The organism is Cytobacillus sp. FSL R5-0569, from assembly GCF_038007265.1.
In the GTDB taxonomy this organism is placed as follows: domain Bacteria; phylum Bacillota; class Bacilli; order Bacillales; family Cytobacillaceae; genus Cytobacillus; species Cytobacillus kochii.
This window is the reverse complement of sequence record NZ_JBBOWW010000001.1, coordinates 3,666,458-3,680,359: the sequence shown is the minus strand read 5'-3', so window position 1 is coordinate 3,680,359 and position 13,902 is coordinate 3,666,458. Positions and strand designations below refer to the sequence as shown.

Sequence of the window (13,902 nt, the reverse complement as noted above, 5' to 3'; positions counted from 1 at the left end):
TGTAGAACTGTATGATTTTTACTGGGGGGATATTGATTGAATAATCGTTTATTAGGAGTCATTGATGCGACAACTTATCATAAGGGACTGGATGAGTTAACCCTTCATCGTTCTTTAGCTGCTGTTCCTTTTGCTGGAAGATATAGACTAATAGATTTTATTCTCTCTAATATGGTCAATTCAGGAATAGAGAGTGTGGCGATTTTTCCGAAATATCAATACCGATCTTTGATGGATCATCTAGGATCGGGGAAGAACTGGGATCTAGATAGAAAAAGAGATGGTCTTTTCTTCTTCCCATCACCGATGATTGATAGTTCAAATAGTGGGATTGGTTCATTTAATCATTTTGTCGCTAACATTGATTATTTTTATCGTAGTTCACAAGATTATGCATTAATTGCTAATTGCTATACCGTTTGTAATATTGATTTCTCACCAGTTTTACAGCGACATATTCAATCTGGCTGTGATATTACGTCAATTCAACAGCTAAATCAACCTTTAGAAATGTATTTGGTCAAAAAAGATCTTCTAATAGATATGATTCAAACTCGGAGACAAACAGGTTATACATGTATAAGTGATATTATGGCTGATATCCATCAGCCTTACACAATTTGTCATTATGAATATAAGGGGGAGGCAGTAACTATCGATTCTGTCCAATCTTATTTTCAAGCGAGCATGGAACTACTAACCCCCGATGTCTGGAGAAATTTATTTTTAAGAGATTTTCCAATCTATACAAAAGTAAAAGATGAACCGCCAACAAGATATCTAAATGGTTGTGAAGTAAAGAATTCTATTGTGGCCAACGGTTGCCAAATAGAAGGAAAAGTAGAAAATAGTATTATTGCTAGGGGTGTAAAAGTCGGTAAAAATACGATAGTAAGAAACTGTGTGATTATGCAGAAATGTGAGATTCAAGAGGGATGTGTATTAGATTCTGTTATTTTAGATAAAGATGTGAAAGTAGAAGAAGGAACCTACTTAACAGGCACACAATCGGTCCCTTTTGTTGTTAAAAAAGGGTCAATTCAAGGAGCGTTGATGAATTCGTGAAAGTATTATTTGCCGTCTCAGAATGTGTCCCTTTTATTAAATCAGGTGGATTAGCAGATGTCGCAGGTTCGTTACCGAAGGAATTAACGAAACAAGGGACGGAAGTAAGAATAATATTACCGAAGTATGGGAACATCCCTGCCTTATATAAGAATAAGACAAAAAAGATAGCCGAATTCGTAGTCGCTGTTGGCTGGCGCAATCAATATTGTGGAATTGAAGTGCTCGAGTTAAATGATATTACTTTTTATTTTGTAGATAATGAATACTATTTTAAGAGAGAACAATTATATGGTTACGATGATGATGGTGAGCGATTTGCTTATTTTAATAGAGCTGTATTAGAAACACTGGCACAGCTCGACTATTATCCTGATATTATTCATTGCCATGATTGGCATACAGGCATGATTCCTTTTTTATTAAGAGTTCATTATCAAAAAAGAAGTGGGTATGAATTGATTAAAACAGTCTTTACGATTCATAATCTACACTTTCAAGGTGTCTTCCCTAAAGAGGCCATTCATGATTTGTTTGGGTTGGGGTTTGAGTATTATCGTGAAGATCAATTAAAGTATTATGATTGTATTAATTTTATGAAAGGTGCCATAGTAGCAGCTGATCAAATAACAACTGTAAGTCCTACGTATAGAGATGAGATTCTAACAGATTATTTTGGTGAGGGATTAAATGGTTTGTTACAGGAAAGAAAGGACCGTTTAATTGGGATATTGAATGGAATTGATGAAGACGTCTATCACCCAGAGAAAGATGCGACGATTTATCAAGCATTTCATCCAGAGCAATGGCTATTAAAGAAGGAAAACAAGGCATATTTACAAAAAATATTCGATTTAAAGATAGATCGTAATACCCCCATTGTGGCTATGATCACAAGGTTAACAACACAAAAAGGTATGGACTTAATAGAGAGAGTATTCCATGAAATGATGCAAGAAAATGTGCAATTTATTCTTATTGGCACAGGCGATGTAGCGTTTGAAAATTTCTTCAGAAGAATGGAAGCTAATTACGGGGAAAAATGTAAATGTTATATTGGGTTCAATGAAGAAGTTGCGCATCAAGTATATGCGGGTGCTGATCTATTTTTGATGCCGTCTAAGTTCGAGCCTTGTGGATTAGGTCAACTCATTGCGATGAAATATGGTGCCATTCCTATAGTAAGAGAAACAGGAGGGTTGAATGATACCGTACAGTCTTATAATGAGAAGACAGTTGAGGGCTGGGGGTTCACTTTTAAAAACTTTAACGCACATGATATGCTCTATACTTATCGTCGAGCACTAGCATATTATCGGAACCAACCACTGTGGAGTCAATTAGTTATAACTGCTATGGAAAAAGATTATAGTTGGGCACAATCCGCTTTTAAATATAATCAATTATATTCAGATGTGATCTCTAGGAGTGAGAGCCATGTTTTCTAATACAGAAGAATTTAAAGAGGCATTTTTAAAGAAGCTAGAGATGACATGCGGAAAAAGCTTTGCTGATAGCACAGAAAAAGATCATTACTATACATTGGGCTTATTAATACGTGAGTATGTAAGTACGGAATGGATTAATACCAATGAGCGTTACAGGATAGACCAAGTAAAGCAGGTTTATTATTTGTCGATAGAGTTTTTATTAGGTCGACTACTTCGAAACAACTTATTAAATTTAGGGATAGAGCAAGTGGTGTCTGCTGGGTTGCAAGATTTAGGTATCGAATTAAGCTCTTTAGAGGAAGTAGAATCAGATGCAGGATTAGGTAATGGAGGTTTAGGTCGATTAGCAGCCTGTTTCCTTGACTCATTAGCTTCTCTTAATTTGCCTGGCCATGGTTGTGGGATTAGATACAAGCACGGGTTATTCGAACAAAAAGTGGTTGATGGATATCAAGTAGAACTACCCGATCAATGGTTAAGGAATGGTCATGTCTGGGAAGTGAGAAAGGCAGATTTATCAGTTGAAATTCCGTTTTGGGGAGAAGTAGATATACGTGAAGAAAATGGCAGACAAGTGTTTCAACACATCCATGCTGAAAGAGTAACTGCAGTACCATATGATATGCCAGTCGTCGGGTATCATACTGAAACGATTAATACACTTAGGTTATGGAGTGCAGAGCCAGTCCGTTATCCTACCAATCAAGATGTCTTAAAATATAAAAAAGAGACTGAAGCAATATCTGAGTTTTTATATCCTGATGATACGCAAGATGAAGGCAAGATACTGAGGTTAAAACAACAATATTTTTTAGTTCGTGCAAGTCTTCAGTCGATCATACGCTCATTTAAACGACAGCATAAGGATATGAAGGAATTCCATCAATATATTAGTATTCATATTAATGATACGCATCCAGTATTAGCGATTCCAGAATTAATGAGGATATTAATTGATGAAGAAAAGCTTGGTTGGGATGATGCCTGGGAAGTAACTACACAAACAATCTCTTACACTAATCATACGACCTTATCTGAAGCACTGGAAAAATGGCCAGTTCGCATTTTCCAACCGTTATTACCAAGAATGTATATGATTGTCAATGAGATCAATGAACGGTTCTGTGCCAAGCTTTGGGAAAAGTATCCTGGCAAATGGCAGCATATCGAAAACATGGCGATTATTGCTCATGACCAAGTAAAAATGGCTCATTTGGCTATTGTAGGTAGCCATAGTGTAAACGGAGTGGCTGCACTCCATACCGAGATATTAAAATATCGAGAAATGCATTCATTTTATCAGTTTTTTCCTAAGAAGTTTAATAATAAAACAAATGGCATTACGCATCGTAGCTGGTTACTTAAATCTAATCAGTCGCTTGCTGATTTAATAACAGAAAAGTTGGGAGCGGAATGGATTCGTGATCCAGAGCAAATGGCATTATTATTAAAATATGAAAATGATACAGACTTGTTAACGAGACTTGCTGATATTAAACACGCAAATAAAGAAAATCTTGCCCATCGTATTTTTACCCAAACAGGAATAAAAATTGATACCCATTCCATATTCGATATTCAAGTAAAGAGACTACATGCATATAAGAGACAACTATTAAATATTTTTCATGTCATGTATTTATATAATCGAATCAAAGAAGATGAGAGTTTTAAAATGCACCCCCGTACATTCATTTTTGGTGCGAAAGCTTCTCCAGGATATTATTTTGCTAAGAAGGTAATAAAGCTTATTAATACTGTTGCTAAAAAGGTAAATCATGATCCTAAAACAAATGAATACCTTAAGGTGATTTTCCTTGAGAACTATCGGGTATCACTGGCAGAGGATGTTTTTCCTGCAGCAGACATTAGTGAGCAAATTTCGACGGCAAGTAAAGAGGCGTCTGGAACTGGAAATATGAAATTCATGATGAATGGTGCGATTACTGTTGGAACGATGGATGGTGCTAATGTTGAAATTCATGAGCGCGTAGGTGATGAGAATATTTTTATCTTCGGTTTACGCTCTGATGAGGTCAATCATTATTATGCTCATGGTGGCTATCAAGCGACTGAATATTATCATCATGATCATCGAATTCGGCAAGTAATGGACCAGTTAAGAAATGGTTTCTTTCCTGATGTATTTGATGAATTTGAACCCATTTATGATTCTCTAATTATGGAAAATGACCAATATTTTGTTTTACGTGATTTCTCTAGCTATGTTCATATTCAGGAAAAAGCGGGGTACGCTTATGAAAAACAGGAGAAATGGCGGAAAATGAGCCTTAACAATATCGCTAAATCGGGTTTCTTTTCCAGCGACCGAACAATTAATGAATATGCTCAAGGGATATGGGGGATTAAATAGATAAAAAAAGCAGGGGTGCAGTTCATACACACTTCTGCTTTTTATTTATGTTGGAACTTATAAGCACTATATTATAAATGCTAGAGAAAACGGAGGGAGTCTCTTATATTTATTCACTCAACCGCATTTGTTCCTCAATCAAAATAAGCTGGGTCTGTTAAACGTAATAGGGGCATTGTGCAACAGCGGAAGGCACCACCGGATTTTATGATTTCAGAAATATCTACTTCGATTACTTCGAAGCCTCTTTGACTTAGAGCTCGATTTACTTGTGTATTGATTGGTTGTGAGAATACTTGTCTATTACCTACAGAAAGGACATTTGTTCCTAGTGTGAACTGTTCTTCCTTAGAGACCTCAATAATGTCATATCTTGAATATAAATATTCTTCTACTTTTTTATCCATTTGTCCTGGATATAGGAGTGCTTCTGTAGGAGATAGCACGTTAAAGATACAGTCTAAATGTAAAAAGGATTTAGTAAATGGTACTGGTAATACTTTCATATGTGGTAATTTAGATTGTAAATATTGAATACCAATCGTATCGGAACGGTCACTTTGTCCAATATAAACGGTATCTTGATCGATAATGACATCTCCACCTTCAACATGACCATGTTTTATATTGTTATAAGATACATTATGGGATTTTAACCACTCTTGTAAAATATCTTCTTCACCATGTCTTATTTTCGTTGCCATCGCAGCGATAAATACAGTGTCCCCAAGGGTGAAACCAATGTCACGCGTAAACACTTGTTCAGGATAGTTTTTACCTGGAGGTAAAAGTACGACCTCAATCCCTAAATCTTTTAATTTTGCAACGAATTGTTGATGCTGAATGACGGCTTGCGCCACATTAAAGCCTTTATCAGAATACCTTCTTTGTGTTTCATTGATTTGATTCTCAATATTCATGTAGGTTGGTTCGCATAATACGACAGTCTTTAAACGACTATACTCGGTACTACATTGTGCTTTATACTGACTATCCAGCATCTTTCATCCTCCTTACAATCTTTAGTGAGATTTCGTCCTTTGTATCTATTCCTATTTAGCATCTTACATGGGTGAATTCAGGATGTATTAAGTTTTCATCTTGATTATTAGGTAGTTTCACTGCAGCTTTTCTTATAATATGACCTAGTTCAAATACTTTAGTCGCTTTCTAGATGTGCCGTTGTTGGTTAAAATAAGTGAAAAATTGCGATAATTATTCATTTATTTTATCATCTTATGGTACGCTAAGCAGAGATTGAATGCTAAAAAAGTAGGAAAAAGCGCCTTATAAGTAAAAGGCGCTTAGCAAAGTGCTACTGATTTTATAGAATATATCCGATTAATAATCCTATAGAAAGTAGTAATCCAAATACAGTATTTGTTTGGGCAGTATTTTTCATTGCTGGGACCATCTCATATGCAATCGTCTTGCCTTTAAAGCCTTTAATGGCATTGATTGGTTTTGGTGCACTTAGTACCACGAGTGCAAGCCATGGTGAAACAACTTGCATTACAATTAAAATAAATACCCATATATAAGAAACGATAAACATGGTTGCTAATAATTTTACGGCTTTTGGACGTCCGATTAAAATAGCTAATGTTTTTCGACCAAATTCCTTGTCCCCATCTAAGTCTCGAATATTATTAGAGAGCATAATACCTCCAACTAATAAAAGACTAGGAATGGCGACAAGAACACTTGTCGTAGTTACTGTGCCAGTTTGAATAAAAAATGAGATCAAAATAAGTAACATACCCATAACAAAACCAGAAATAATTTCACCAAAAGGCGTATAGGCAATTGGTAATGGCCCACCTGTGTATAAATAGCCAATAGCCATACCTAGAAGTCCAACAGCTGCTAACCACCAACTGCTATTCATGCAAATATAAATCCCTATCAAGATGGAAGCGCCGTATAACCCTAAAGCGGAGTTAAGCACTACATGTGGTTTAATCCCTTCTCTAACAATTGCTCCACCAATCCCTACAGAGTCAGCTGTGTCATTGCCGCGTTTGAAGTCATAATATTCATTGAACATATTCGTTGCAATTTGAAGGAAAAGACTAGCAACCATCATGGCGATAAAAAGTCCGGCATCTAACGGCGTTTCATAAATAGCCAATGCGCTACCTAGTAGTACAGGAACAAAGGCAGCTGTTAATGTATGTGGACGTGTTAATTGCCACCAGATTTGCCATTTCTTCTTCGTAGAATGTGGCGTGTTTATATTAGGTTGTGTTTGCACTTTTTAGTACCTCCAATTAAGTCAAATAAAACAAATCACTTTCTTAAGTTTAGGTAATGTCCTATTAAGTGTCAATTGAATTTTGAAAGAAGCGAAGGAGGATATTTCCTACTAAAGAACGAACAGTGCTTATTTTACTCAAAATAATATATAATAAGGAAGTGTATTAATTGGAATGATTGACAGCATTTAAGCAAGAGGTGTATCTTTAATGAATGAAGAATAGCAGCTGACTGTAGCTGTTATTGGAGGGATTTTTTTGTTTACTTTACAGCACACAGAATTTAAAGAAGGGTTTATTAAAGCGTTATCGAAAGCACAACGAACGAACCATGATATTTTATTTAGTGAGGTTTGTGAGATAGATTGCATAGACCCTTTAGCTTTTTTTGGAGCAGGAAAAAAGACAGAACTAGGTGATCGGTTTTTTTGGACAGGTTCTGATAATGAGGTTGTAATAACTGGTGTTGGTATTAACTATTTATTTCAATCGGATCAGACTACTGACCGCTTTTTTTATGTGCAAAAAAAGTGGCAGTCATTGCTTGATGATGCAATAATCCATAATTCATACTCAATCGACGCGATTGGTCCAACATTATTTGGTGGATTCACTTTCGATCCTCTGAAAGAAAAGACCAAATTATGGAGTCAATATAAGCATACAGATTTTCATCTACCGCAATATATGTGCACTATTACTGGTGGTCGTGCTTTTTTAACAACGAATATGCTTGTTCATCCACACGATAGAGAAGAACGTATTGAGGATATGTTAGAGGAACGTAGGCAATTATTACAAAATGCTAAAGTATTACCTACGGGGATAAATAACAAGGTGATTGCCCAACATGAGGTGGCGTCTAGAGAATGGAAGAAAGCTGTCGCACAAGTAGTAGATGAGATGAAAAAAAACGTTATACAAAAAGTTGTTTTGGCGAGAGAAACGAGACTTACTTTTGCTCATCCTGTACAAATTGAAAGCGTCCTACAAAATCTTTTAGACAAGCAAAAAAACAGCTTTATCTTTGCCTTTGAGTCGGGGTCCGATTGTTTTATTGGAGCGACACCAGAACGGTTAGTGAAAAAACAAGGTCATACGCTTTATACGACTTGTTTAGCGGGCTCAATGAAAAGAGGAGAGACAAAGGAAGAGGATGATGTTCTCGGGAAAGAATTATTACAAGATGAAAAAAATCTCCAAGAGCATCAATACGTTGTAGATATGATTCGTCAAGCGATGGAAATGGTAGGTACAGAAGTCGAATTACCTGAGGGTCCGCAACTTTTAAAATTAAGAGATATTCAACATCTTTATACACCAGTTATTGCAGCAGCTAGTAAGGAAGGGTCGCTCTTGGCAATTATAGAAAAACTGCACCCAACACCAGCTCTAGGTGGAGTTCCGACAGAAAAAGCTATAGAAGTCATTAGGGGTTTAGAGATTTTGGACAGAGGGTTATATGGTAGTCCAATTGGCTGGCTTGATTACCAAGGCAATGGCGATTTTGCAGTGGCATTGCGATCAGGATTAATACAAGGTAATGAGGCTTCGATCTTTGCTGGATGTGGTGTTGTGAAAGATTCTGAAGTTGAAAGTGAATTTCAGGAAACGAAAATTAAGTTTAGACCAATGTTATCAGCGCTTGGAGGGGAACTGAAATGAGCCATCAACAGGCTTTAACTAAATACATTGCGGCTTTCATTTCTGAACTAGTAAAAAATGGCGTAGAAGATGTGGTCGTCAGTCCTGGATCTCGTTCTACGCCCATGGCTATGGTAATGGCTGAGCACCCAGATCTTCAAGTCCATATCCATGTTGATGAACGTTCGGCAGCTTTCTTTGCTCTTGGAATAGCCAAAGGGACAAAACGTCCAGTCGCCATTTTATGTACTTCGGGTACAGCAGCAGCAAATTACTATCCTGCGATAATCGAAGCGTTTTACTCTCGAGTACCTCTACTTGTCTTTACTGCAGACCGCCCTCATGAACTAAGAGATATAGGCGCGCCACAAGCTATCGATCAAATTCAAATGTACGGAAAACATGTCAAATGGTTTGCAGAAATGGCACCACCTGAAAATGGGCCTTCGATGATTAATTATGTCCGTACGGCTGCTGTAAGAGCAGTTGCTACTGCGAAGAGGAATCCAGAAGGTCCTGTTCATATGAACTTTCCGTTTAGGGAACCGCTTATCCCTGACCTAAACGATCCGGAGATTTTCCTTAGCTCTTCTAGAGAACAAAAGTATATGACAGTGTCACCATCTATTTTAACAGTGGATGATGCCCAATTTGATACTATTGCACAAACTGTTTCAACACATAATAAAGGAATGATTATCTGCGGACCTATGGATGATGCGGACCTTTCACATAAGATTGTTGAACTTGGAAAGGCACTACAATTTCCGATTATTGCTGATCCACTTTCACAATTACGCAGTGGATGCCATGAACAAAGCCAAATCATTGATGCATATGATGCCATTTTGAAAAGTGAGACAGCGAAAGTTGAGTTGCAACCTGAGTTAATCATTCGTTTTGGCGCGATGCCAGTATCGAAACCGTTGCTACTGTTTATGAAGCAGTATCCAGAAACGCGTCAATTAATTGTCGATGGTGGAGGAGGCTTTAGAGATCCCTCATTGTTATCAACAGATATGATATATTGTGATGAGAAACAATTTTGTGAAGAACTGATTCTTCGTGCCAATACTTTTGCTATTAAAGAGAATGGCTATCTTACTTTATGGCAGGACGTTAATGAAGTGGCAAAAAAAGAAATGGTAAAAGTATTGGAGATTGAACAACTCAATGAGGGAAAGATATTTGCCCAATTAGGTCAGTTACTGCCTGAAGAGTCTACGATTTTCGTTGGGAATAGCATGCCCATTCGGGATTTAGATAGCTTTTATTTTATTAATAACAAATCTATGAGGATTTTAGGTAATAGAGGAGCAAATGGTATTGACGGTACAATTTCCACAGCGCTAGGCGTGGCAATGTATACACAACCACTTTATCTAATTGTTGGAGATTTAACCTTTTTCCACGACTTGAATGGGTTGATTGTTAGTAAACTATACCATATTCCTATTACGATTATTGTTATTAATAATAATGGCGGAGGGATTTTCTCTTTCTTACCACAATCAGAACACCCGAAGCATTTTGAATTATTATTTGGTACGCCATTGAACATAGATTTCTCACACAGTGTAACAATGTTTGGTGGAGATTATATAAAGGTGGAAGACTGGCAGCAGTTCTCGGAAGCAATTGCGACGGAGACATCTCATTTAAAGGTAATTGAGGTTATGACCAATAGAGAAAATAATGTAAAAGAGCATCGGAATTTGTGGGAATCTGTTTCCCGGGAAATAGATAAGAGAATAAAGGACGAAGAGTAATGGACTTTTTCTACAAAAACGTGAAATATCATGTCGAAACTTTCGGTCATGGAGAACCAATCATGGCACTTCATGGATTTACAGGTAATAGCAACGGTTGGCAATTTTATTCAGAAATAATATCTGATCGAACAATCATTGCACCGGATATTATTGGTCACGGACAGTCAGAATCACCGGATGATATTTCTCATTATCAAATTGAAGAGCAAGCGGCTATGCTAGCACATTTAATAAACCTTATGAAAATAAGTAAAGTTGATGTAATTGGTTATTCAATGGGTGGGCGATTAGCCATTACCTTTGCTCTGCTTTTTCCAGAAAAGGTCCATCGCCTGATCCTTGAGAGTACAACACCAGGAATTGAATCTATTGAAGATAGAGAAATACGTATTAAAAATGATAAGAAAATCTGTCAATTGATTAAAGATAAAGAAATAGAGGGATTTGTGAATTATTGGGAAAACATTCCTTTGTTCGCAAGTCAAAAGAAATTAACAGCACATAAGAGAGAGCTGGTACGTACGCAACGTCTGAGAAATAGCCCCCAAGGGTTAATAAACAGTCTTATTGGGATGGGTACTGGTGCGCAACCTAATTGGTGGACAGCGATAGCTGAGCTTCAGATGCCAGTCCTTATTTTGACCGGTTCAATCGATCAAAAGTTTTGTACGATTGGTGAAGAAATGTCTATGCGTATTCAACGTGCTACACATCAAACGATTGAAAAATCAGGCCATACCGTTCACCTTGAAAAACCTTTACAGTATGTGGATGAAATAGAGAAATTTTTATTGGAAACATCAACCTATTAGAAGAAAATGATGAAAAAAGGTGTGTTTTTCGTCAATTATTGCTAAAATATGATAGGAAGCACTATTAAAATTACAAAATGAGTTAGTAATATAGAAGGAGGACTTCGAAATGTCAGCAGTAGAATGGGTAGCAGGCCGTAAATATGAAGAAATTCTATATGAAACATATAACGGTATTGCTAAAATTACAATTAACCGTCCGCACGTACATAATGCATTCACTCCGAAAACTGTAATGGAATTAATGGATGCATTTGCATACGCACGAGATGATTCTAATGTAGGTGTAATCGTTCTTACAGGAGCAGGGGATAAAGCTTTCTGTTCTGGTGGGGACCAAAAAGTCCGAGGACATGGCGGATATGTTGGAGATGACCAGATTCCTCGTTTGAACGTACTGGACTTACAACGATTAATTCGTGTCATTCCTAAACCTGTTATTGCAATGGTAAAAGGTTATGCTATTGGTGGTGGACATGTTCTTCACGTTGTTTGTGATTTAACAATTGCTGCAGATAATGCTGTATTTGGTCAAACAGGTCCTAAAGTTGGAAGCTTTGATGCTGGTTACGGTTCTGGTTACTTGGCACGTCTTGTAGGCCACAAGAAAGCGCGTGAGATTTGGTTCTTATGCCGTCAATATAACGCACAAGAAGCTTTAGATATGGGACTAGTTAATACAGTAGTGCCACTTGAAAAAGTAGAAGAGGAAACGATTCAATGGTGTGAAGAAATTCTATCAAAAAGTCCAACTGCGATTCGTTTCTTAAAAGCTGCATTTAATGCAGATACTGATGGTCTAGCAGGCCTTCAACAGTTTGCTGGAGATGCAACACTTCTTTACTATACTTCTGATGAAGCAAAAGAAGGAAGAGACGCATTTAAAGAAAAACGTGATCCGGACTTTGGACAATTCCCACGTTTCCCTTAATGAAATGATAAAATGAGCAGCTTGATGGGATAACCATCAAGCTGTTTTGCCATTGTTTCTTTTTAGGATTCGTTGTGACTATATTAAAGAAGGTGTCTGTTTTGTCTAATCAAGAGATGCAAAATTTTATTTATAAAAGGTTTCTATCTACACCGAAAAGAGAAGCATTTTATTACAAAGGAAAAAGTTATACTTTTGAAACCGTTTATCATGAGGCATATCGGTGGGCTGGTATCTTATCAGCTAAAGGAGTAAAGCAATCACAATTCGTGGGTGTACTGCTTAAGAATAATCTTCAATCGGTTTTCGTTTTATTCGCTTTGCAACTTCTTGGCGTTAAAGCGGTAATATTGAATAGTAGATTAACGAGTAAAGAAATCATTTGGCAACTACAGGATTCAGGGTCTGTTTTTTTTATAACTGAAGATGCTTTTAAAAAAGTTAGAGCTGATGTTGAAATGGAAGTATCATCCCTTCGTTTACTTGTGAAAGAGGAAATCATGGATGATGATTTCGAGGAGCCTATGATAGTAAGTGAAGTCCAATTAGATCATATTTGCACAATTATGTACACGTCAGGCACGACAGGTCATCCAAAAGGTGTGATGCAAACTTACGGTAATCACTTATGGAGTGCTGTTGGCTCAAGTTTGAACCTTGGATTAAGGGATGATGATGTATGGTTATGTGCTGTCCCGTTATTTCATATAAGCGGTTTCTCCATTCTTATGAGAGGACTCATATATGGTCATAAGATTGTACTACTTGATAGTTTTGATGCGGATAAAACGATAACACTGATTCGTGAGCAAAAAGTGACCATTATGTCTGCAGTCAGTACGATGTTAAAAAAAATGGTAGAACGTTTGCAACAGCAGCCGTTGCACGATTCATTTCGCTGTATGTTACTTGGAGGGGGACCGGCATCGCGTGCACTATTAGAAGATTCCGTTTCTTGTGGTATTCCGGTTTATCAAACATATGGGATGACAGAGACATCCTCACAAATCGTAACATTATCACCTGAGGATAGTATTAAAAAGTTAGGTTCGGCTGGTAAAGCCTTATTTCCTTCTCAAGTAAAGATATGTCGAGAGACTGGTGAAGTGGCAGAGGCGAATGAATCTGGTGAAATTTTTGTTAAAGGGCCGAATGTAACAAGTGGTTATTTAGGAAAAGATGAGGCAACTGCTGAAAAAATTCAACAAGGTTGGTTAGCAACAGGGGATATAGGCCTTCTAGATGAAGATGGCTTTCTTTATGTGCTTGACCGTCGCTCTGATTTGATTATTTCAGGTGGAGAAAATGTGTATCCTGCTGAAGTAGAAGGAATTGTTGCAGCACATCCAGCTGTTGATGATACAGGTGTGATAGGTATGAAAGATTCCACATGGGGAGAAGTGCCGGTAGCATTTGTTGTAATTAAGAAAGACGCAGAAGTTTCTCATAAAGAGCTCGAGGAATATTGCCAAGAAAAATTAGCGAAGTACAAAATTCCGAAGAGATTCTTTATTGTCGATCAAATTCCAAGAAACGCTGCTAAAAAAATCTTGCGAAGAGAACTAAGAAAAATGGTACAAGCATTTTAAAGGAGAAAA

10 protein-coding genes are annotated in these 13,902 nt (G+C 37.1%); 8 read left to right on the top strand and 2 right to left on the bottom strand.

The window, feature by feature from the left end; translation table 11 throughout:
- Positions 1–36 precede the first annotated feature (36 nt).
- The 3 genes from MKX78_RS18535 to MKX78_RS18525 are packed head-to-tail and all read left to right on the top strand — an operon-like array spanning position 37 to position 4,890.
- Positions 37–1,065, top strand: a complete 1,029-nt coding sequence (locus MKX78_RS18535; protein WP_095372137.1) for a sugar phosphate nucleotidyltransferase — start codon at positions 37–39, stop codon at positions 1,063–1,065.
- Entirely contained in the window at positions 1,062–2,513 is a 1,452-nt protein-coding gene (gene glgA / locus MKX78_RS18530; RefSeq protein ID WP_341051860.1) for a glycogen synthase GlgA, read from the top strand. The genes MKX78_RS18535 and glgA overlap by 4 nt, the downstream gene beginning before the upstream one ends.
- A complete protein-coding gene (locus MKX78_RS18525; protein ID WP_322910389.1) occupies positions 2,503–4,890 on the top strand; it encodes a glycogen/starch/alpha-glucan phosphorylase in 2,388 nt (795 codons plus the stop codon). The genes glgA and MKX78_RS18525 overlap by 11 nt, the downstream gene beginning before the upstream one ends.
- Positions 4,891–5,024: 134 nt before the next feature.
- Here MKX78_RS18525 and MKX78_RS18520 read toward each other — a convergent pair whose 3' ends face one another.
- Both MKX78_RS18520 and MKX78_RS18515 read right to left on the bottom strand, forming a co-directional pair.
- The gene (locus tag MKX78_RS18520) at positions 5,025–5,891 is read right to left on the bottom strand and encodes a dimethylarginine dimethylaminohydrolase family protein (protein ID WP_341051858.1); all 867 of its coding nucleotides are present in this window, start codon (positions 5,889–5,891) and stop codon (positions 5,025–5,027) included.
- A gap of 323 nt (positions 5,892–6,214) precedes the next feature.
- Complete coding sequence (locus tag MKX78_RS18515) at positions 6,215–7,144, bottom strand: 1,4-dihydroxy-2-naphthoate polyprenyltransferase (protein ID WP_341051855.1); 930 nt, start codon at positions 7,142–7,144, stop codon at positions 6,215–6,217.
- A gap of 259 nt (positions 7,145–7,403) precedes the next feature.
- On the opposite strand from MKX78_RS18515, the gene MKX78_RS18510 reads away from it, so the two are divergent.
- From MKX78_RS18510 to MKX78_RS18490, 5 genes are all read left to right on the top strand, one after another.
- A complete protein-coding gene (locus MKX78_RS18510; protein ID WP_322910387.1) occupies positions 7,404–8,810 on the top strand; it encodes an isochorismate synthase in 1,407 nt (468 codons plus the stop codon).
- Positions 8,807–10,558, top strand: a complete 1,752-nt coding sequence (gene menD, locus MKX78_RS18505; RefSeq protein ID WP_095372142.1) for a 2-succinyl-5-enolpyruvyl-6-hydroxy-3-cyclohexene-1-carboxylic-acid synthase — start codon at positions 8,807–8,809, stop codon at positions 10,556–10,558. Before MKX78_RS18510 ends, menD begins: the two co-directional genes overlap by 4 nt.
- The gene (gene menH / locus MKX78_RS18500) at positions 10,558–11,373 is read left to right on the top strand and encodes a 2-succinyl-6-hydroxy-2,4-cyclohexadiene-1-carboxylate synthase (protein WP_307316627.1); all 816 of its coding nucleotides are present in this window, start codon (positions 10,558–10,560) and stop codon (positions 11,371–11,373) included. Before menD ends, menH begins: the two co-directional genes overlap by 1 nt.
- A 109-nt stretch (positions 11,374–11,482) precedes the next feature.
- Positions 11,483–12,304 (top strand): 1,4-dihydroxy-2-naphthoyl-CoA synthase, encoded by an 822-nt coding sequence (gene menB / locus MKX78_RS18495; RefSeq protein ID WP_095372144.1) that lies wholly within the window; start codon positions 11,483–11,485, stop codon positions 12,302–12,304.
- A gap of 101 nt (positions 12,305–12,405) precedes the next feature.
- Positions 12,406–13,893, top strand: coding sequence for an o-succinylbenzoate--CoA ligase (locus MKX78_RS18490; RefSeq protein ID WP_341051851.1), 1,488 nt, complete (start codon positions 12,406–12,408; stop codon positions 13,891–13,893).
- Positions 13,894–13,902 lie beyond the last annotated feature (9 nt).